The organism is Kitasatospora sp. NEAU-CNBT7 (assembly GCF_057220535.1).
This window is the reverse complement of record NZ_JBXQQB010000003.1, coordinates 134279-154094: the sequence shown is the minus strand read 5'-3', so window position 1 is coordinate 154094 and position 19816 is coordinate 134279. Positions and strand designations below refer to the sequence as shown.

General features: G+C 74.4%; 17 protein-coding genes and 1 riboswitch. Of the genes, 10 read left to right on the top strand and 7 right to left on the bottom strand.

What is annotated here, in order from left to right; all coding sequences use genetic code 11:
* Positions 1-54: 54 nt before the first annotated feature.
* Positions 55-1017 (bottom strand): glutathione S-transferase C-terminal domain-containing protein, encoded by a 963-nt coding sequence (locus tag AC2TEW_RS05580; protein WP_484622179.1) that lies wholly within the window; start codon positions 1015-1017, stop codon positions 55-57.
* A gap of 106 nt (positions 1018-1123) precedes the next feature.
* Positions 1124-1375, bottom strand: a complete 252-nt coding sequence (locus AC2TEW_RS05575) for a putative leader peptide (protein WP_484622178.1) — start codon at positions 1373-1375, stop codon at positions 1124-1126.
* A gap of 133 nt (positions 1376-1508) precedes the next feature.
* On the opposite strand from AC2TEW_RS05575, the gene AC2TEW_RS05570 reads away from it, so the two are divergent.
* From AC2TEW_RS05570 to AC2TEW_RS05555, 4 genes are all read left to right on the top strand, one after another.
* A complete protein-coding gene (locus AC2TEW_RS05570) occupies positions 1509-2369 on the top strand; it encodes an SMP-30/gluconolactonase/LRE family protein (protein WP_484622177.1) in 861 nt (286 codons plus the stop codon).
* Positions 2370-2703: 334 nt separating this feature from the next.
* Entirely contained in the window at positions 2704-3231 is a 528-nt protein-coding gene (locus AC2TEW_RS05565) for a hypothetical protein (RefSeq protein WP_484622176.1), read from the top strand.
* A gap of 76 nt (positions 3232-3307) precedes the next feature.
* The gene (locus AC2TEW_RS05560; RefSeq protein WP_484622175.1) at positions 3308-3871 is read left to right on the top strand and encodes a YrhB domain-containing protein; all 564 of its coding nucleotides are present in this window, start codon (positions 3308-3310) and stop codon (positions 3869-3871) included.
* A 57-nt stretch (positions 3872-3928) separates the two neighbouring features.
* Entirely contained in the window at positions 3929-4444 is a 516-nt protein-coding gene (locus AC2TEW_RS05555; RefSeq protein WP_484622174.1) for a DUF6584 family protein, read from the top strand.
* A 35-nt stretch (positions 4445-4479) separates the two neighbouring features.
* Here AC2TEW_RS05555 and AC2TEW_RS05550 read toward each other — a convergent pair whose 3' ends face one another.
* The 3 genes from AC2TEW_RS05550 to AC2TEW_RS05540 all read right to left on the bottom strand — a co-directional run bounded on the left by AC2TEW_RS05550 (position 4480) and on the right by AC2TEW_RS05540 (position 8140).
* On the bottom strand, positions 4480-5325 hold the full coding sequence (locus tag AC2TEW_RS05550; RefSeq protein WP_484622173.1) for a protein phosphatase 2C domain-containing protein: 846 nt from the start codon (positions 5323-5325) through the stop codon (positions 4480-4482).
* A gap of 8 nt (positions 5326-5333) precedes the next feature.
* The gene (locus tag AC2TEW_RS05545; RefSeq protein WP_484622172.1) at positions 5334-6806 is read right to left on the bottom strand and encodes an HlyD family secretion protein; all 1473 of its coding nucleotides are present in this window, start codon (positions 6804-6806) and stop codon (positions 5334-5336) included.
* 104 nt (positions 6807-6910) lie between these two features.
* Positions 6911-8140 carry an NAD-dependent epimerase/dehydratase family protein gene (locus AC2TEW_RS05540; protein WP_484622171.1) on the bottom strand — a complete coding sequence of 410 codons (1230 nt, stop codon included), beginning with the start codon at positions 8138-8140 and terminating at the stop codon, positions 6911-6913.
* A 721-nt stretch (positions 8141-8861) separates the two neighbouring features.
* Between AC2TEW_RS05540 and AC2TEW_RS05535 the strand changes: the two genes are divergently transcribed.
* Both AC2TEW_RS05535 and AC2TEW_RS05530 read left to right on the top strand, forming a co-directional pair.
* On the top strand, positions 8862-10847 hold the full coding sequence (locus AC2TEW_RS05535) for a glycosyltransferase family 2 protein (RefSeq protein ID WP_484622170.1): 1986 nt from the start codon (positions 8862-8864) through the stop codon (positions 10845-10847).
* Positions 10844-11764, top strand: a complete 921-nt coding sequence (locus AC2TEW_RS05530; protein ID WP_484622169.1) for a hypothetical protein — start codon at positions 10844-10846, stop codon at positions 11762-11764. Before AC2TEW_RS05535 ends, AC2TEW_RS05530 begins: the two co-directional genes overlap by 4 nt.
* A 77-nt stretch (positions 11765-11841) precedes the next feature.
* Here AC2TEW_RS05530 and AC2TEW_RS05525 read toward each other — a convergent pair whose 3' ends face one another.
* Positions 11842-12363, bottom strand: a complete 522-nt coding sequence (locus AC2TEW_RS05525; RefSeq protein ID WP_484622168.1) for a hypothetical protein — start codon at positions 12361-12363, stop codon at positions 11842-11844.
* A gap of 192 nt (positions 12364-12555) precedes the next feature.
* Positions 12556-13959, bottom strand: a complete 1404-nt coding sequence (locus AC2TEW_RS05520) for a short-chain fatty acyl-CoA regulator family protein (protein WP_484622167.1) — start codon at positions 13957-13959, stop codon at positions 12556-12558.
* A 340-nt stretch (positions 13960-14299) separates the two neighbouring features.
* On the opposite strand from AC2TEW_RS05520, the gene aceA reads away from it, so the two are divergent.
* The 4 genes from aceA (at position 14300) to AC2TEW_RS05500 (ending at position 19791) form a co-directional block, all read left to right on the top strand.
* Positions 14300-15592 carry an isocitrate lyase gene (gene aceA, locus AC2TEW_RS05515; RefSeq protein WP_484622166.1) on the top strand — a complete coding sequence of 431 codons (1293 nt, stop codon included), beginning with the start codon at positions 14300-14302 and terminating at the stop codon, positions 15590-15592.
* 149 nt (positions 15593-15741) lie between these two features.
* A complete protein-coding gene (gene aceB / locus AC2TEW_RS05510; RefSeq protein ID WP_484622165.1) occupies positions 15742-17355 on the top strand; it encodes a malate synthase A in 1614 nt (537 codons plus the stop codon).
* Positions 17356-17422: 67 nt separating this feature from the next.
* Complete coding sequence (locus tag AC2TEW_RS05505) at positions 17423-18289, top strand: 3-hydroxybutyryl-CoA dehydrogenase (protein ID WP_484622164.1); 867 nt, start codon at positions 17423-17425, stop codon at positions 18287-18289.
* A gap of 201 nt (positions 18290-18490) precedes the next feature.
* Positions 18491-18609: riboswitch (cobalamin riboswitch) on the top strand.
* Positions 18610-18708: 99 nt separating this feature from the next.
* On the top strand, positions 18709-19791 hold the full coding sequence (locus tag AC2TEW_RS05500) for a prenyltransferase/squalene oxidase repeat-containing protein (protein ID WP_484622163.1): 1083 nt from the start codon (positions 18709-18711) through the stop codon (positions 19789-19791).
* Positions 19792-19816 lie beyond the last annotated feature (25 nt).

Sequence of the window (19816 nt, the reverse complement as noted above, 5' to 3'; positions counted from 1 at the left end):
CCGTCCGCCCAGGTCGGCGGCACCGCCGACGCCTGCGGGAGCGGCGGTGGCGGATCAGCCGGAGTGCACCCGCCGCCGGGCGTGCTCCGCCCAGTCGACGATCTGGATCGCCGCACCGGCGGCCTCCTCGCCCCGGCACCCGGCGTGGTGGCGGCGGGCGATGGCGTCCAGGTCGAGGTGGCGGCCGAAGGCGGGGTGTCCGGCCAGCCGGCGGGCGTGACCCCAGAGCCGGGGGTGGTCGGCGATGAGCCGGACGGCGGCGGCGTCCAGGTGCCAGCGGTGCACGGTGTCCAGCCGCACCAGGGCCACCCAGAGCTCCACGTCCGCGAGGGTCAACTCCTCGCCCAGCAGGTGGCTGCGGGTACCCAGCCGCCGCTCGAGCTCGCCGAGGCCGTCCAGCAGGCTCCGCAGCGCCGTCGCGCGCTCGGCGGGGGTGGCGTCGGAGCGGCCCGCGCGCTGCGCCGGGTCGTTGATGCTGCGTTCACACAGCTGCCGGACGGTCTCGACCGCTGTCTCCAGGCCGTGCGGGTACAGGTCCGGATGAACGTCGGGACCGCGGTCGGGGTCGCGGTCGGGGTCGCGGTCGGGGTCGTGGTCGGGCTCAGCGCCGACGCCGGGGCCGATGCCGATGCGGGGACCGACGCGGGGACCGGGGAAGCGCCGGGCCAGGTCGGTGAGGATCTCGACGGGGTCGGTGCTGACGATCCGTCCGCTCCAGCTGTCGCTGAGCACCGGCGCCCCGGCCGGGCCGCGGTACTGGTGCGCGCTCGCCTCGTACAGCGGTCGCAGCGCCAGGTACCCGCCGTCACCGTCGTCCGGCAGTGCGGGCAGAACGGTCACCGGGAGGGTGTCCTCGAGGCCGAGCAGGCTGTGGGTGACGGCGATCTGCAGACAGTGCGGACAGGACGGTGTCAGGTGGAGCCGGTAGCGGTGCGGCACCGGGTAGTAGCCGCTGCGGGCGTCGTGGCCGATCCTCCCGCGGAGGGCGGGCACGGCGGACGGGGACGTGGCGGACATGGGTCTCCCAGGGTCGGGGGTACGCGGACGCGCGCGTACGACGCATCGGGTGGGGGGAGGCGCGGGCCTCGGGGCGGGCGAGGGCGGGCGGCTGCCCGAGGGGGAATCAGAAGAGCGTGGCCGCCGGGCCGTGGGGAGCGGCTGCTCGACCCATGCTGCTGCAGACCCGCTGCAGGTCGATGTGGCGACGGCTCGTCAGCGTCGGGAGCAGGCGGACAGCGTGGGCCGAGCCATCGGTGACCGGCTCCGCACGCCTCACGGCTCTCCCACCCAGGTTCGACGAGTCCTGTGTCGGAGTGTCATCCCCCGCCCGGGCCGCGTCAAGGGCGCCGACAGCGGCGGCCGGGCCGTCCCGCATGGTGGGACGGCCTACCGGCTACGGCGGCGCGTCCGGCCGGGTGTCACCCCCGCCGCCTCGGCGCCGATGACATCCTGGTCCAACCACTCACCCGTCCCCAGCCCCGTTCGCCCCACCGCCTCCGAGGAGCCGCATGCGCGCCGAACCCGCCGACCTCCACCGCCTCGATCTCGGCGAGGGCCCCACCTGGGACGCCGCGACCGGCCGCCTCTACTGGATCGGCATCCCGGACCGCCGGCTGCGCTGGCTGGACCACCGCACCGGCGCCACCGCGGGCCTCGAACTCCCCGTGACGCCAGGCGCTTTGACACCGGCCGGCGACGGCCGGGTCCTGCTCGCCACCGAGCGCGGCTTCGAACTCCTCGACACCGCCGACGGCACCGGCCGCCTGCTCGCCCCGGTCGAGGCCGACCGGCCGGAGCGGCGGATGAACGACGGCGCCTGCGACCCGTACGGGCGGATGGTCGCCGGCACCATGCGGACCGCCGAACCCCACCTCGACGGCCGCCTCCACCGCCTCGAGCCCGACGGCACGGTCACCACCATTCTCGGCGGCCTCGCCATCCCCAACGGCCTCGCCTGGCCCGAACCCGACCGACTCTGGTACATCGACAGCCCCACCCGCCGGATCGACCTCTACGAGTACCCCGAACACGGCCCGGTCGGCCCCCGCATCCGCTCCCTCGACGTCTCCCACCTCCCCGGAGTGCCCGACGGCATGACCCTGGACGCCGACGGCAACCTCTGGGTCGCGTTCTGGGACGGCGCCGCCGTCCACTGCCTCACCCCGACCGGCCACCTGCTCGCCACCGTCGAGTTCCCGGTCCCCCGCCCGACCAGCTGCACCTTCGCCGGCCCCGACCTGACCACCCTCTACATCACCACCGCCCGCACCACCCGTACCGCCGTCGACTCCCCTGACGACCCGTCCGGCCGCCTCTTCCGCCTCGACCACACCACCCCCGGCCGCCCGGACCACCCCTGGCACGGGTAGCGAGCCGCGCGATCCGTACGCCGACCTGACCATGGACCAGGTGCTCCGGCCGACCGGCAGGGCGGGCGGTACGCCGTGCGACGCCGGCTCCGCGGGCCACCTCCCGACGCTGACCGCCACTGCACAGGCATGGGCGCTCTCCGGCCCGGTAAGCGCCGGGGAGAGCGGGTGAAGGGGACCGCCTTCCGTCGTGGGAGCCGCGCGCGCAGGGTTCGCAGCTGGAGTGATCTCGACACCCACCATGTTGAACGCGTTCAAATCTGCTGGCATGATGGGGCCGTCCATGAACAGCCGGTCACTCCGTGCGCCGGGCGGTGGAAGGGGGTGGCCGCGCGTGAACACGGCAGCGCTGCGCGCGCGCTCGAGGCGCGGCGCGCGTGCCGCAGCATGGGTGCTGGTCCTGGTGTCCTGCGTCGCGGCGGCGCCGGGTTGCGGAGTTCTCGGCTCGCGGCCCGACGAAGTCCTGATCAACCAGGGCGACCTGGTCGGCACCTGGACGAACGGCGACGGCGTCACGCTGCGGTTCGATCCTGACCACCGCGTTGCCGTCAATGGCCTGGTCGAGCCCTGCGGACCCGAAGGAACCTGGCAGTTTGACGTCCGCGACTCCGACCTCTCCGCCCACTCCGACCCTGCCGCCACCGAGGGCTACGGACTGTCCACCCGATTCCCCGTTCCCGCCGAGGGGCGCTCCGACTGCCTCCTCCACCCGAGCGCCTTCCGCGATCACACCGGCTATGTGCTCTGCCTCGTCGATGATCCGGACACCTACTGCACGGACGCCGAACTCCTGCACAGAACCGCGGAGCCCGGCACACAGGCGACGACCGCACCGCCCGCTCCCGTTCGCAGCCCTTCCTGACTGCACAAACGCAGTTCCAGCTCTGCGCTCACCCCGGCGGGGCCGCGCCCGCAGGCCGACGGCCGGGTGGCCTGTGGTGAATGATGAGATCGTGATCTCCGAGAAACGCGCTGTCGAGCTCGTCGAGTCCTTCCTGGCCGGCGAGCTGCCGACGTGGCCATGGAGCGGGCCCGCCCCCACTCCGGACATCTACCACGTGCAGGAACGCGCGGTCGGTTGGCTCGTCTTCTGGCGCTCGGCGGAACAGGCCCGCGCGCGTGACGTGCGTGGCAGCTTCGTCGGCGGTCACTACCTGGTGGACCGCCACGACGGGAGCATCCACTACGTGCCCGCCGTCACCCGCGACGAGGAGGGCTGGGAGGAGCAGTACCTTCTGCAGGTCAAGGGCATCAGGCGGCCCGATCCGCTGGCGTCGGCCGTTCGCGATCTCGTCCGTTCGGCCAGTGTCGCGGCCGCCATGAAACACCTCCGCAAGCAGGCCCCGCGGCTGAGCGTGCGGGACGCGAAGGCGTACATCACGGCCGTTCGCGATGGTGCCGAACCACCGGAGGAGCTGGCGTGCCTCACCCGGGAGGAGCCGCGGTGGCCGTTCCTGCCCATCGAGACGATGTCCGGTCCGGTCCAGCAGGGGACCGGCTGACGGGTCGAGGCCGGAATCTCCTTTGACCAGGGCTTTCTCGTCCGTCACCATGCTCGGATGACAGTCGGGACCACCCTCGCCAAGGTTGACGCGGACCTCCGCGCCGGCCGGATACCCGTCGCGCGCCAACGGCTGCGCGGCCTGGTGTCGTCCTTCCCGGCGGACCTCACGGTCAGGCGGCGGCTGGCCGAGGTGTACCGGTTGTACGGCGAGTCGGCCGAGGCGGGTCGCTGGGCCTATCTCGACGCGGACCGGGATCCCGCCGAGACGGCGGCGTTCGAGGCCCGTCACCCGGATCCGCTCGGCCGGATGGCCGCCATCGCCTGGCGCGACCCCGAGCGGGCGGCACGGACGGAGACGGCCCGGGCCAGGTTGGCCGGGCTCCGGGAGGCGGCGTCCGAACAGGCAGGCCGCCCGATCCAGTGGCACACCGTGGACGAGGACGAGACCCAGCAGACCCCCGAGAACGACGTGGCCGGGTCCCTGTTCTGTGCAGGTCTGGCCCTCGTGGGTCTGGCGCTCGCGGGTTTCGCGGCCCTCGGGGTCGTCACCTTCGTCCGCTGGTGGCTCTGACCCTCCGCCGCCGGGCGTGAACAACGAGCACCGGCTCAGCGGATCGCTCCCGCCGGGTCCGTCCAGTGCGCGGCGGTCGCGTCGTCGTGCGGTTTGAGGCGGGGCCGGCGGCGGCCTCGCGGGTCGGCGTGTTCGGCCGCGCGGACGGCGTCCAGGAGCGCGGCGGGGCCGTCGCGGGCGAGGAGGGTGACGGCCTCGGGCCAGGTCGCGAGGTGGTAGGTGTCGACCAGGTCGGCGGCGCCGTCGCTGAGCAGGGACACCGAGTGCAGGTCCGCGGCGGGGGTGGTACCGGTGAGGGCGTGCGCGGCGGCGCGGGGGTCGCTGCCGGCCACCCAGTAGCCGCCGACCGTGTTGCGGTGGCCCAACTCCGCTGCGATGTAAGCCTTTCGGGCAGCAGCCTGCCGGTCGGTGCCGAGGGCGCAGCGGTGGGCGGCGGCGCGCAGCGGGTGGAGCTCGGGGATGTGGTGCAGGCGACGGTCGCTGACCGTCTCCGTCCCGGTGGCGTCGGCGTGGGTGAGGAGGAGGGTGGAGTCGTGCAGGACGAGGTGCTCGATGTCCTCCCCGCGGTGCCGGGCGACCGCGACGGTGGAGGAGGGGGTTCCGGGGTGGCGCAGGTCGCAGGTGGAGCGGTGGCTGTGGGCGACGGCATCGATGGCGTCGGCCAGCAGGCCGGCGATCGGCCGGTCCGTGGTGAGCAGGCCGGTGAGCAGTCGGCTGCCCAACTGCCGTACGTACCAGTGGACTCCGTGGCGGCAGCCGCCGCCGTCCTCGCTGGGTCCGCCGGCGCCGTCGAGCAGGACGAGGACGCCGGGGGCGGAGAGCAGGAGGTCCTGGTTGGGGATGTCGGGGCGGCCGGGCAGACTGGCCCAGGTGAGGCTCATGGTCTCCTTCAGAGCAGTGCCACATCCGCGGACATGCCGGGCATGAGGGCATCCTGCCCGCCGTCCAGGCCGATCGTGACGTTGTAGTAGGTCGCGCCCGGCACCCGCGCGGGTTGCAGCAGGATGTGGTCGACCCGTCCCGTGACGCTGCGGCCGGTGGCGGGGACGGTGACGGTGGCGGCCCGGCCCTCGCGTACGTCGGCGATCCGGGATTCGGGCAGCTGGGCGGTCACACCGATCGGTCCGGAGTGGAGTGTGACCAGGGCGGTGTAACCGGAGCCGCCCACCTGGTTGGTGCCCGGGGCGGGGGTGGGGACGAAGAGCTGGATGCCGGGCAGCTGGTCGACCAGGGTGCCGGACTGCGCGGCCGGGCCGGCGTAGGTGTGGACGCCCTGCGGGCCGACGATGTCACCGGCGGCACCCGCGGTCCCGGCGACGGTGCCGTCGGCGGGGGCGGTGATCGTGGTCTGCCGCAGGGCGAGCTGGTCGGCGGCGAGTTGGGCCTGCGCGGAGGCGAGCCGGGACCGCGCCTGGGCGATGGCGGCCGGGGTGAGCGGTGCGCCTTGGGCCGCCACCGTGGTCCGGGCCGCCTGGAGGACGGACTGGTTCTGCGTCAGGCGTGCCTGGAGCTGCTGGGTGTGGGCCTGCCCGGCGGACTGCAGGGCGCCGAGCTGGGTCCTGGCCTGGGCGAGTCGGGCCGTGTCCTTGTCGATCTGGCTCTGCAGGCTCTGGCAGGACTGCGGTGAGGCGGGCGGGGTGGTGGCCGCGGGCGGGGTGGTGGCGGGTGGAGCGGATGCCGTGGCGTTCGGTTCGAGGGAGGCGGCGACCGGGGCGGCGGCGACCGGGGCGGCGGCGGCCGGGGCGGCGGCGGCCGGGGCAGCCGGGCAGGACCGGGCGAAGCGTGCGGTCTCGTCGTCCAGGGTGGCCTGGTCGGCGGAGATCACGGCGTTCTGCGCGGCGATGGCGTTCTGCGTGCCGACCTGGGCCAGCGCGAGGGCGCTGCGGGTGCTGTCGGCGGCGGCCTCGGCCTTGGCGATGTCCAGCTGGTTCCGGGCCTGCCGGTCGGCGGTGGTGGCCGGGTCGGCGGCCTCGGCGAGCAGCGCGGTCTCGGCGTCGACGGCGGCCTGGGCCGCGGCGAGGTTGGCGGCCGCCACGCTGCTCACCTGGGTGGCGAGCACCTGACCTGCCGTGACGTGGTCGCCGGGCTTCACGGTGAGCGTCTCGACGGTGCCGGTGTTCGCGAAGTTGAGGTAGTACGCGTGGGCCGGGGTGACCTGTCCGCTGAAGGTCACCGGCCGGGACGCGACCGCCTGGTAGGTCCGGATGCCGGCGAAGGTGGCGGCGACCGCGAGGACCAGGGCCAGGGCCACTCTCCACAGGCCCATCGGGGGGCGGGCCGGCCTGATCTCTCCGACGCCTGCCTCGCCGCCCGCGAGCGCGGCGTTCATCCCGCGCACGGGGTGGGAGGAACGGGCCATCATCGCCTGCCTTCCTGTGTGGGTTCGCACCGGTCGTTCCGGCGGCATCGGCCGTTCGTTTCGGGACATACCGGTCGTTCGGGTCGTACCGATTCCGGGCCGCTCGGCTAGGACGGGATGCGGGAGGGCGGGGCGTCCGGCAGGCCGGTGAGCAGGTCGTCCGCGGTCTCCATGCCGGGGCGCCAGACCGAGCGGGCGATGATCCTGCGGGGGTCGATCCGGGAGCGGTAGCGGCCCGCGATGTTGGTGCACTCGTCCAGCAGTCCCTCGCTGAGGCTGGTCGGCTGCAGTCCGAGGGCGAGGAACTGGTCGTTGCTCACCCGGAGTTCGTTCTCGATCGCCTCCTTCCGCGGGTTGGGCAGGTTGGCCGTCCCCACCCCGGTCAGGTTGCTGACGAGCTTGGCCAGGTCGCGCACCCGGTGGACCTCGGTGACCTGGTTGAAGACCTTGGGCCGGTCGCCGGCGGCGGGCGGGTTGGCGAGGGCGATCTCGATACATCGCACGGTGTCCTGGAGGTGGATGAACGCGCGGGTCTGGCCGCCGGTGCCGTGCACGGTGAGCGGGTGGCCGATCGCGGCCTGGGCGAGGAAGCGGTTGAGCACGGTGCCGTAGTCGCCGTCGTAGTCGAAGCGGTTGACCAGCCGGTCGTCGCGGACGGTCTGGGCGGTCTGGGTGCCCCAGACGATGCCCTGGTGCAGGTCGGTGATGCGCAGCCCGTCGTTGGCCGCGTAGAAGGAGAACATCAGCTGGTCGAGGGTCTTGGTGAGGTGGTAGACGGAGCCGGGGTGCGCCGGGTGGAGGATCCGGCGTTCCAGGTCGCCGTCCGGGGTGGGGACCTTGACGGTCAGGTAGCCCTCCGGGATGGGGGCGGATCCGGACCAGCCGTACCCGTAGACGCCCATGGTGCCCAGGTGCACCAGGGCCGCGTCGGTGCCGGTGGCGACCAGGGCGACCAGCAGGTTGTGGGTGGCGCGGACGTTGTTGTCGACGGTGTAGCGCTTGGCGGGGATCGAACGCATGGAGTACGGCGCGGCGCGCTGTTCGGCGAAGTGCACGACGGCGTCGGGGCGCAGTCCGGCGAGCAGCGCGGCCAGCCGCTCGTACTCGGTGGCGAGGTCGAGGCGGACGAAGTCGATCTCCCGGCCCGACACCTCGCGCCAGGCCCGCAGACGCTCGCCGATGGGCCGGATGGGCGTGACCGACTCGGCCTCCAGCTCGAGGTCGATGGCCCGGCGGCTGAGGTTGTCGACGATGGTCACCTGGTGGCCGCGGTCGGAGAGGTGGAGGGCGGTCGGCCAGCCGCAGAACCCGTCGCCGCCCAGAATCAGGACATGCATGTGCCTACTCCCTTACGGAAATCGGAGAACAGGGCAGTGCCATGCGGATATGTCTCGCGTGAATGCGGCCGGTACAAGAAGGTGCCCGAAGTAGTTGCAGCGCAGTCCGGCGCACGGGGCGCCAAGGGCACCGGAGAAGAAAACCGAAGAACGATCAGAAGCTGGCTCGGCGCAGGTGAGTGCGGCCGTGAGGCGGCAGGCCGTGGGGAGTGGCCACCGGATGCTGCACGACCCTGCCACAGTCGATCTGACATGTCCAGTACACATCATCTGCGAACCGGGCCCGCCACGGCCCACTCGGACTGGCATCACCACAGGTCAACGCAGCTATGTGAGCCGGGCTCAAAAACCCGGACCGCCGGATCCGCAGGGCCGGGCGCCGGCGGGCCGCCCACGCCGGGCCCCTGTTGCGCGTTCAACATCTCCGCCCGGCGCGCTTCGTAATGGATCCACAAAATCTCCCGCACAGCTCTGACGCCACGTCAGGTGGTCGGGTATATCTGGTCCGGTTCCGAGCCGCGAAAGGACCGGGGTCATGGAATTGGGCATTCCGCGCACGGCCGTCGGCGAAGCCGCCGCCGGGCCGCCGGCGTCTGCCGTCGGGATCGTGGGCGAACTCCCGATTCGTCCGGCATGCCCGGCTGGTCCCGCGCGTCCGGCCGGACCGGCTCGTCCGGCGCGGCCGGCTCGCACCGGCCGCCACCGGACGGAGGGCTGAGCGATGCTGCACCCGGACGTCGTCGCGCTGCTCACCGCCGACACCCTGCTGCTGGTCCTGGTGGTCCGCTGGCCGCTGGCCCGCGGCTTCGACGACTCCGACCGCGGCCGGGACCGGGTGGTGCGGCTGCCGCCGAACCGCCGCCCGTCCCTGCCGCGCGCGCTGGCCTTCCTGTCGGTCGCCACCGCCGTCAGCACGGCGATCGTCGCCCTCCGCCACCCCCGCCTCGAGCAGGCGTACCGCTCCCTGGTCGCCGACGTCCTGTCCGCCGCGGACGGCGATCCCCACCTGGCGGCCGGGTACGCGCACAGCCTCCCGCCCCTCGTGCCGGCCGCCGTGGTCGGCTACCTGATCACCGTCGCGGTGGTCCTTCCGGCCACCCCCGGCCGCCGGCTGCTGATCCTGGCGCACGCCCCGCTGTTCCTCGGGATGTCCGTCCTCGCCGAGTGCTGCGCCGCGCTGCTCGCGACGGCGACCGGGCTGCCGCTCGGCCCCGTCCCGCTGGTCGCCCTCGTCCTCCAGTCCACCCTCGGCTACCTGCTGGTCTACCGGTTCGCCTTCACCACCTTCCGGCTGCCCCGCCCGACCCCGCTGCCCGTACGGCGGCGCCGGGACTGGCCGGACAGCGCGGTCCTGACGCTCTGCCTGCTCGCCGCGCTGGCGCTGGTCGGCAGCGCGGCGCTGGTCCTGCTGCGACAGGTCGCCGGCCATCCACTCGCGGGGTTCCTCGTCCTGGCCGCCCTCCGCTTCTCGGTCTTCGACGTGATGCTGATCCTGCTCGCACTCGTCAGCCTCGCCGGCCCGCGCCGGTCACGCCCGCCCACCGACGACCGTCCGCGCTCGGACGACCGTCCGGCCGTCGGCGACCGCCCGGCCGTCGAGGTGATCGTGCCCGCCTACAACGAGGCCTCGGTGATCGAACGGCTGCTGCGCTCGATCGACCGCGCCGCCACGGCGTACGGCGGGCCGGTGCGGGTCGTCCTGTGCGACGACGGCTCCACCGACGAGACCCGGGCGCTGGCCGAGGCCGCCGTCGCGGCCTTCACCACCGCCACCGGCGAGGTGATCCAGGGCCCCCACGCGGGCAAGGCCCGGGCCCTGAACCTGGCGCTGGAACGCTGCACCGCCGAGTTCGTCTACCGCGTCGACGCCGACTGCGCGCTCGACCCCGACGCCTTCGTCCGGTCGGTCCCGCGCTTCCTCGCCGACCCCCGGATCGGCGTGCTCGGGGCGCTCACCCTGCCCAAGGAGCCGCACACCACCTGGATCGACCGGATGCGGGCGATGGAGCAGCTGTTCACGTACGGGTTCAGCCTGGCCGCGCTGAGCACCGTGGACGCGGTGCCGTGCGTCCCCGGCACCTTCTGCGGCTTCCGCCGGGAGGCGGCCGTGGAGCTCGGCGGCTTCGTCGACGGCATGTTCGGCGAGGACGCCGAGTTCACCTGCGCGCTGGCCAGGTCGGGCTGGCGGGTGGTGATGGACCCGCGCACGGTCTCCTACGAGGACGTGCCCGTGAAACTCGGCCAGCTGCGGGTCCAGCGATTCCGCTGGGGGCTGGGCAACCTGATGAACTTCGCCCGCTTCACACCGTTCGGCCGGGGCGCGCCCGGACCGCGGTTCTGGTTCCAGCTGCCGAGGGCGGCCGGCGGCAGGCTGCTCTCCCCGATCCACTTCTTCGTCCTGGTGCTGACCGTGCTGCACTGCACCCTGCAGCCGCTGCCCCGGCACAACCTGGCCCGTTTCCTCGTCGTCTTCCTGCTGGCCCAGCTGCCGGCGCTGGTACCGCGGATCTGCCTCGTCCTCTACTACCGCAGGGCGCGGCTGCTGCTCTGGGCGCCGCTGTGGCCGGTGTTCGCCTTCCTGAAACGGTTCTTCCAGCTGGAGTCGCTGCTGGCCTGCGGGGTCCGTCCGGTCCGGCTGCCGGCCTGGCTTCGCGCACCCGCGCACGCCGAGGTGCTGCCCGCCCGGCCGGCCGGGCCGGCCCGGTGAGGCGCTCGTACGCGACGGCGACCGCCCTGCTCGCCGCGGCCGCGGTGCTGCTGGCCGGGTACCTCGTGGCCGACGACCGGACGGGCGCACCGGACCGGTCCCGGCCGGGCAGCCCCTCCCCCGCACCGGGCGGCGCCGGTGCGGCGGCCGGTTCCTGGATCATCAGCGGCCGGACCCTGGGAAGGCTGCTGGCCGCCGACCCCACCGGCCGGACCACCGCCCGGACCTTCGACACCCCGGACGCCTACGTACTCACCGGGGACGGCGGCTGGGCCGTCCCCGACGGCTGGCGCTCCACACCGACCGCCAGTTTCGACAGCTACACCGCCCTCGAGTCGGCCCTGACCGGCAACCGGCTGGACCCGCGGATCCGGGCGGTGCTCTACGACAACGAACACTGGCCGCAGACCCCGGCCACCGAGCAGGCCGACCCGGTCCGCTACGACCGGATGGCCGCGGACCTGGTCCACCGTCACCACCTGCTGTTCATCGCCGCACCCGCCACCGACCTGGTCGAAGCGCTGCGCCCGGGCGCGGCCGGCGGCGCCTTCGACACCTTCCTGAACCTCGGACTGGCCGGCGAGATCGCCCGCGACGCCGATGTGCTGGACCTCCAGGCCCAGGGCGCGGAGGACAACCCGACACTGTTCGCCTCCTTCGTGGCGGCCGCCACCGCCCAGGCCCGCCGGGCCAATCCCCGGATCAAGGTGCTCGCCGGCCTGAGCACCAATCCTTCGGGGCGGGCCGTCGGCGCCGCCCAGCTCGACCGGGCCGCCCGGGCCGTACGCGCCACGGTCGACGGGTACTGGCTCAACGACCCGGCCGCCTCCGCCGCCTGCCCCGGCTGCACGGGCCCCTACCCCCGCACCGCCCTGGACACCCTGCGCAGGCTCGGCGAGGAGCCGCGGTCACCGTAGGGCCCGCTTGCCCCGCGACCGCCGGGCCGGCCCCGGCGCGCCATCGCCGCGGCGCGGTCGCTGCCGTGCGGGCCGGGTCAGTGGCCGAGGGCCGCCTTCGCGGCCACCAGGACCAGCCCGAGGACCAGGTTGGCCAGGCCCTCGATCGCGACCTCGGTGCGGGAGGCCCCCGCGTGGACGGCTCCCAGGCAGGCCCACGCGACCAGCTGCGCCACCGCCACGCTCAGCGCGAACCACGCGGCGCCGCTCAACCCCAGCCCCAGCACGGGGCTCACCGCCACCGCCGCCGCCGGCAGCACCGCCGCCTCCACGATGGGCCACTCGTGCCGCCCCACCCGCCGGATCTCGGCCCAGCCGGGCCGCCGGCCGACCCGGCGCTCGCCGGCCAGGCTCGCGTAGGCGTGGGCGGCCCAGAACACCAGGCCGGTCACCAGGAGCAGCACCACGGTCTGCAGCCGGGGGAAGTCGCCGACCGCGCCGGCCGTGGCGATCACCGAAGCCGCGAGGAGCGACCCGTACAGGGCCCCGGCGTAGTCGCTCCGCGATGGTGCCCGGCCCGTCGGGTCGGGCCTGCGCGGCCAGGGGATGATGCGGTGCACCACCTCAATCTACGCACGCGGGCCCGGGCCCGACCGCGCCACACGCGGGGAGGTGTCCGCGGACCCGGACCACCGCCGCACCCGAGCGGCCGCGCCCCCGCCCCCGCCCCGACGTTCCGGGCGGGGCGCCGCGGTGCCCGCCCAGCGGTGAGCTCGGGCGCCGTCCGTCCGGCGGGGTGCGTCGGGCGCGGCCTACGGGTGCGGGTCGGTGCGCACCGCGTACGGGACGAAGGTGCTGGTGTGCTCGTCGGCGGCCAGGGCCCGGCCGATGGCGGGGGCGGAGCGCTGGGGGCAGGCGGGGCGTTCGCAGACCTTGCAGCCGAGGCCGATCGGGGTGGCGGCGGCTTCGTCGCCGAGGTCCAGGCCGGCCGCGTACACCAGCCGGCCGGCGTGCCGGAGCTCGCAGCCCAGGCCGACGGCGAAGGTCTTGCCGGGGCGGCCCCAGCCGCCGGGTGAGCGGGTGACGGCGCGGGCGGTCCACAGGTAGCGGCGGCCGTCCGGCATCGCGGCGACCTGGACGTGGACCCGGCCGGGCGCGGCGAAGGCGTCGTAGACGTTCCACAGCGGGCAGGTGCCGCCGGTGCGGGAGAAGTGGAAGGCGGTGGCGGACTGCCGCTTCGAGACGTTCCCGGCGCGGTCGACCCGGACGAAGGAGAACGGCACCCCGCGCCGGCCGGGTCGCTGGAGGGTGGAGAGCCGGTGGCAGACCGTCTCGTAGCCGACGCCGAAGTGGTCGGCGAGGTGCTCGATGTCGTAGCGGGCGGTCTCCGCCGCGTCGTGGAAGACCCGGTAAGGCAGGACGAGGGCGGCGGCGAAGTAGTTCGCGAGGCCGATCCGGGTGAGCGAGCGGGCGGTGGAGCCGTCGGGGCTGTCCTGGGCGGCGAGTTCGGACAGCAGGGCGTCGTGCTCGAGGTAGGCCAGCTGGGTGGCCATCCGGAAGGCCTGCTGGCCGGGCCGCAGCCGGTCGGACAGGTGCAGGGTCCGGGTCCGCCCGTCGTAGCGGTGCAGGTCCCCGCTGCCGGTGGCGATCCGGACCCGGTGGCCGTCGGCCAGCCGTTCGGCCAGCGCCTCCCGTACCCCGCCGCGCCTCAGCTCGATCGTCTCGGCCAACTCCTCTGCCGCGGTGTCGAGTTCGTGGAGGTAGTTCCGGCGGCGGTAGAAGAACTCGCGGACCTGTTCGTGCGGGGTGCGGGCGTCGGCCCCGGCGCCGCGGTCCCCGGCGAGGACGGCCAGCTGCTCGGCGGTGTCCCGGCGGCCGCGGGCCAGGTCGGTGAGCAGCCGGGCGACGGCGGGCAGGCGGGCGGCGACCTCGCCGAGGTCGCCCGGGGTGATCCGGCCCGCCGCCAGTTCCTCGCCGAGGGAGTCGCGCAGTTCGGCGGTGAGCCGCGCGCTGTCGGGCGGGGCGAAGTAGCCGGCCTCGACGCCGAACGCCTCGGTGAGCCGCAGCAGCACCGGCACGGTGAGCGGGCGGGCGTCGTGTTCCAGCTGGTTGAGGTAGCTGGGCGAGAGTTCGAGCAGCCGCGCCAGGGCGGCCTGGCTGAGGCCGCGGTCCTCGCGGAGGCGGCGCAGCCGGGCGCCCGCGAAGGCCTTCGCCATGGTGTCACTCCCCGGTCCGGTCGAGCCCGTCTGGTGCGGCAGCTTAGCGGGGGATCCTCCGGCCGGGCCTTCGCAGTCTTCGCAGGATCGGCGGCCGCGATTCGCAGAAGTTGGCACCGGTCCACCGGTGACGGCCCGCAGCGCCGGGTGGCACAGTCGGTGCTGCGGCCGGAAGGCGCCTCGGAAACCGAGAAGTACCAGGTCGGTGACGCTGGTTCGGTTTCCCGGGCGACCACGTCCCGCGGTCCCGTACCGCCGCCCGGCGCCGGCCGGCCGCCCGCGCACCCCCCTCGGTGAGGTGCATCACACCCTTCGCAACGGCACTCTCGGGAGCAGATCCATGACGCAGTCGGTTCGGCAGCAGCAGGAGCAGCAGGCGGCGCAGCTGGCCGCCCGGTGGGCGTCCGACCCCCGCTGGGCGGGCATCGAGCGGACCTACACCGCGGCGGACGTGGTGCGCCTGTCGGGCACCGTCCGCGAGGAGCACACGCTGGCCCGGCGCGGCGCCGAGCGGCTGTGGTCGCAGCTGCACGAGCGGGACTACCTCCACGCCCTGGGTGCGCTGACGGGTGGCCAGGCCGTGCAGATGGTGAAGGCCGGCCTGCAGGCCATCTACCTGTCCGGCTGGCAGGTCGCCGCGGACGCCAACCAGGCCGGGCAGACCTACCCGGACCAGAGCCTGTACCCGGCCAACTCGGTTCCGCAGGTGGTGCGCCGGATCAACAACGCGCTGCTGCGGGCCGACGGGATCGACGCCGCCGAGGGCAACGACGGGCCCGACTGGCTGGTGCCGATCGTCGCGGACGCGGAGGCCGGGTTCGGCGGTCCGCTGAACGCCTTCGAGCTGACCAAGGCCATGATCGCGGCCGGCGCGGCGGGCATCCACTACGAGGACCAGCTGGCGTCCGAGAAGAAGTGCGGCCACCTGGGCGGCAAGGTGCTGGTGCCCACCTCCCAGCACATCCGGACCCTGAACGCGGCCCGGCTGGCCGCGGACATCGCCGACGTGCCGACCGTCGTCGTGGCGCGCACCGACGCGCTCGCCGCCAACCTGCTGACCACCGACGTCGACGAGCGCGACGCCCGGTTCTGCACCGGGGAGCGGACCGCCGAGGGCTTCTACCGGGTCGAGCCGGGCATGGCGCCGGTGATCTCCCGCGGCCTGGCGTTCGCGCCGTACGCCGACCTGATCTGGGTCGAGACCGGTACCCCGGACCTCGCGCAGGCCCGGGAGTTCGCCGAGGCCGTCAAGGCCGAGTACCCGGACAAGATGCTGGCCTACAACTGCTCGCCGTCGTTCAACTGGAAGGCGGCCCTGGACGACGACCGGATCGCCAAGTTCCAGCGGGAGCTGGGCGCAATGGGGTACCGGTTCCAGTTCATCACGCTGGCGGGCTTCCACGCGCTCAACCACTCGATGTTCCAGCTCGCCAAGGGCTACGCGGAGAGCGGTATGACCGCCTACGTCGACCTTCAGGAGGCCGAGTTCGCGGCCGTCCCGGACGGCTACACCGCCGTCAAGCACCAGCGTGAGGTCGGCACCGGCTACTTCGACCAGGTGAGCACCGCGCTCAACCCGAACGCCGAGACGCTCGCCCTGACCGGCTCCACCGAGGCCGAGCAGTTCCACTGACCGAACCCGGCCGGCCGGCGCCCCCACCGCCGGCCGGCCGCCCCGGACCTTCGCCCGGGGTCCCGTTGAGGGACGGGGCCCGCAGGCCAGCACCGCCCGGGGCCGCGTAGGGAGACGCGGCCCCGGGCCCCACCTTCCTGGAGAGCCGGATGACCCTGACCAGCCGTACCGAGATCCTCGGCGCCCCCGAGGACCGGTTCGAGGAGATCCTCACCCCCGAGGCGCTGCGCTTCCTGACCCGGCTGCACGACGCCTTCGCCGCGCGCCGGGACGGCCTGCTCGCCGAACGCGTCCGCCGCGCCGCCGAACTGGCCGCGACCGGCACCCTGGACTTCCTCCCGGAGACCCGCGCCGTCCGGGAGGACCCCACTTGGCGGGTGGCCGGCGCCGGTCCCGGGCTGACCGACCGCCGGGTGGAGATCACCGGCCCGCCGGAGCGCCGGATGACCGTCAACGCCCTCAACTCCGGTGCCAGGGTCTGGCTCGCCGACTTCGAGGACGCCACCTCCCCCACCTGGCACAACCTGGTCTCCGGCCAGCTCAACCTGCTCGACGCGGTCGAGCGCCGGATCGACAACACCACCCCGGACGGCAGGCGCTACCGGATCGGCGACACGCCCGCGACCATCGTGGTCCGCCCCCGCGGCTGGCACCTGGACGAGGCCCACCTGCTGGTCGACGGCCGCCCGGCGATCGGCGCCCTGGTCGACTTCGGCCTCTACCTGTTCCACTGCGGCCAGCGGCAGATCGACCGCGGCCACGGCCCGTACTTCTACCTCCCCAAGCTGGAGAACCACCTCGAGGCCCGGCTGTGGAACGACGTCTTCACCTTCGCCCAGGCCGAACTCGGCATCCCGCACGGCACCGTCCGCGCCACCGTGCTGATCGAGACCATCACCGCCGCGTTCGAGATGGACGAGATCCTCTTCGAGCTGCGCGAGCACGCCGCCGGGCTCAACGCCGGCCGCTGGGACTACCTGTTCAGCCTGATCAAGAACTTCGCCGGCCGGGGCCCGCGCTTCGTGCTGCCCGACCGCTCCTCGCTGACGATGACGCAGCCGTTCCTGCGGGCCTACACCGACCTGCTGGTGCGCACCTGCCACCGGCGCGGCGCGCACGCCATCGGCGGCATGGCCGCCGCCATCCCCAGCCGCGACCCGGACGCCAACGAGGCCGCCCTCGCCAAGGTCCGCCTCGACAAGGAACGCGAGGCCGGGGACGGCTTCGACGGCTCCTGGGTCGCCCACCCCGGCCTCGTCGCGACCTGCCGCACCGCCTTCGACGCCGTCCTCGGCGACCGGCCGGACCAGCTCGACCGGGCCCGCGAGGACGTCGAGGTGACCGCCGCCGACCTGCTCGCCGTGCACCGGCTCACCGTCGGCCTGCCGAGCGAGCAGGGCCTGCGCTCGAACGTCGCCGTCGCCCTGCGCTACCTGACCGCCTGGCTCGGCGGCTCCGGCGCGGTCGCCGTCTTCGGCCTGATGGAGGACGTCGCCACCGCCGAGATCTCCCGCTGCCAGATCTGGCAGTGGCAGCACCACTGCACGCGCCTGACCGGCGGCTCGCTGGTCACCCCGGACCTGGTGCGCCGCCTGGTCGACCGGGAGCGGTCCGCCCTGCTCGCCGAGGGCGCCGACCCGGCCCTGGTGGACGACGCCGTGCGGATCCTGGAGGAGACCGCGCTCGGCGCGGACCTGCCGGCCTTCCTCACCACCGAGGCGTACGCCCGCCACCTGGTGCGCACCGCCGCCCCGGCCGTCTGACGGGCGTCTGCCACCGCCACGCCGCCACGACCACCACCGACCCGCCCCGACCCGAAGAGGCAACCGCATGAACGACCTTCGCCGTGTCGCCGTCGTCGGCGCCGGGCAGATGGGCTCCGGCATCGCCGAGGTCTTCGCCCGCGCCGGACTGGACACCATCGTCTGCGAGAAGGACCCGGCCGCCCTGCGCGCCGCCCGTGCCCGGATCGACCGCTCCCTGCACCGTGCGGCCGACCGCGGCCGGATCGGCGACCGGCAGCGCGCCGAGGCCTGGGGCCACCTGATCTTCGCCGACGACCTGGAGGCGCTCGCCGACCGCCAGCTCGTCGTCGAGGCCGTGGTCGAGGACGAGGGGGTCAAGACCGAGATCCTCACCACCCTCGACAAGGTCCTGGCCGACGAGCAGGCCGTCCTCGCCACCAACACCTCCGCCATCCCGGTCACCCGGCTCGGCATCGCCACCACCCGCCCCTCGCACGTGCTCGGCCTGCACTTCTTCAACCCCGCCCCGGTGATGCCCCTGGTCGAGCTGGTCGCCTCGCTGCACACCGACCCGACCGTCCTGCACCGGATCGCGGCGTTCGCCGAGGAGACGCTCGGCAAGCACGTCATCCACTCCCGCGACCGGGCCGGCTTCGTCGTCAACGCCCTGCTGGTCCCCTACCTGCTGGCCGCGATCAGGATGGCCGAGGCCGGCCACGCCACCGCCGCGGACATCGACGCCGGCATGGTCCACGGCTGCGCCCACCCCATGGGCCCGCTCCAACTCGCCGACCTGATCGGCCTGGACACCGTGCAGGCCATCGCCGAGTCGATGTACGAGGAGTACAAAGAGCCGCTGTACGCCCCGCCGCCGCTGCTCGCCCGGATGGTCGAGGCCGGGCTGCTCGGCCGCAAGACCGGACGGGGATTCCACCGCCACCGTCCGGCGTGACCGAACGCGCCCCGCCGCCGCCCCGGCCCCCGTCGCGGAGGGCCGGAGAGGGGGGGGGGGGCATGTGGGGCCGGAGGGTAACCCCTGGGTCCCGGGCGGGTCCGGCGGGCCCGGATCGGTCGCCGACGACCGATCCGGGCCCGGCGGGATGTGACGTACGCGCCATTGACCGGGCCTTTCACCCGTCGCCATGATGGGCCGTCATGTTGTGACTCCGCCGCTGGGGGAAGCCGGTCCGAATCCGGCGCTGACCCGCAACGGTAGGCCGCCGACGGCTGTCGGCGGCGAGCCCGAGTACCCGGCGGCGGAGGTGTGTTCCCTCCTCCCGTCGTGGTCTGCGGGCCGGAGCTCCGAGGGCTGCCCGGACCCGCTCCGGCCCCCTGCGGCCGCCCCTGCGCCCAGGCCCGGAAAGGCCTTCCATGCCAGCGCTCCGCCGTTCCCTCGGCCTGCTCGCGGTACCCGCCCTCGCCGTCGCCACCGTGCTCCCGGCTGCCACCGCCGCCCAGGCCGCCCCCGCCGCCCCCGCGTCCGCGGCCACGTCCGCCACCGTCCGGCCGGACGCCGCCGCAGCCGGCTGGCTCGCCCGCCAACTGGTCGACGGCGACCACTTCGAGGCCGTGTTCGACGGCGTCCACTACCCCGACCAGGGCCTGACCGTCGACGCCGTGCTGGCCTTCGCCGCCTCCCACGGCTCCGACCAGGCCGCCGCCCGGGCCACCGCCTGGCTCGCGAAGCCCGAGATCCTGACCGGCTACCTCGGCGACGGCACCACCGAGGCGTACGCCGGTGCCACCGCCAAGCTGCTGCTCGCCGCCGAGGTCCGCGGCGAGAACCCGGCCGCGTTCGGCGGCGTCGACCTCCCCGCCCGGCTCCGCTCGCTCCAGACCCCGAGCGGCCGCTTCTCCGACCGCTCCCAGTGGGGCGACTACAGCAACGCCTTCGGCCAGTCCCTCGCCCTGATAGCGCTCCAGCGCACCCACGCGGGCGCCCCGGCCGCCGCGGTCGACTTCCTCGCCGCCGCCCAGTGCGCGGACGGCGGCTTCCCGCTCTCCTTCGGCCAGCCCACCTGCACCGCCGACCCGGACGCCACCGCCCTGGCCGTCCAGGCCCTCGCCGCCACCGGCCGCCCCGCCAAGGCCGCCGCCGGCCTCACCTGGCTGACGGCCCACCAGAACGCCGACGGCGGGTTCGCCGCCGCGGGCGCCACCGCCTCCAACGCCAACAGCACCGGCCTGGCCACCGAAGCCCTGCTCTCCTCCGGCCGCCTCGGCGCCGGCCTCAAGGGCTGGAGCAGCCTGGTCAAGCTCCAGCAGGGCTGCGCCACCGACCCGGCCGTCCGCGGCGCGGTCGCCTACGACGCCACCGGCTTCAACACCGGCAACGGCGCCCGCGCCACCGCACAGGCCGTCCTCGGCCTCGCCGGTACCCCGCTGGCCGCCCTCTCCGCCCACGGCGCCCGCCCCGCCGCGCCCGTCCTCGCCTGCCCGGCGACCACCCGCTGAACGACCTGACCCCGCAAGGAGCTTC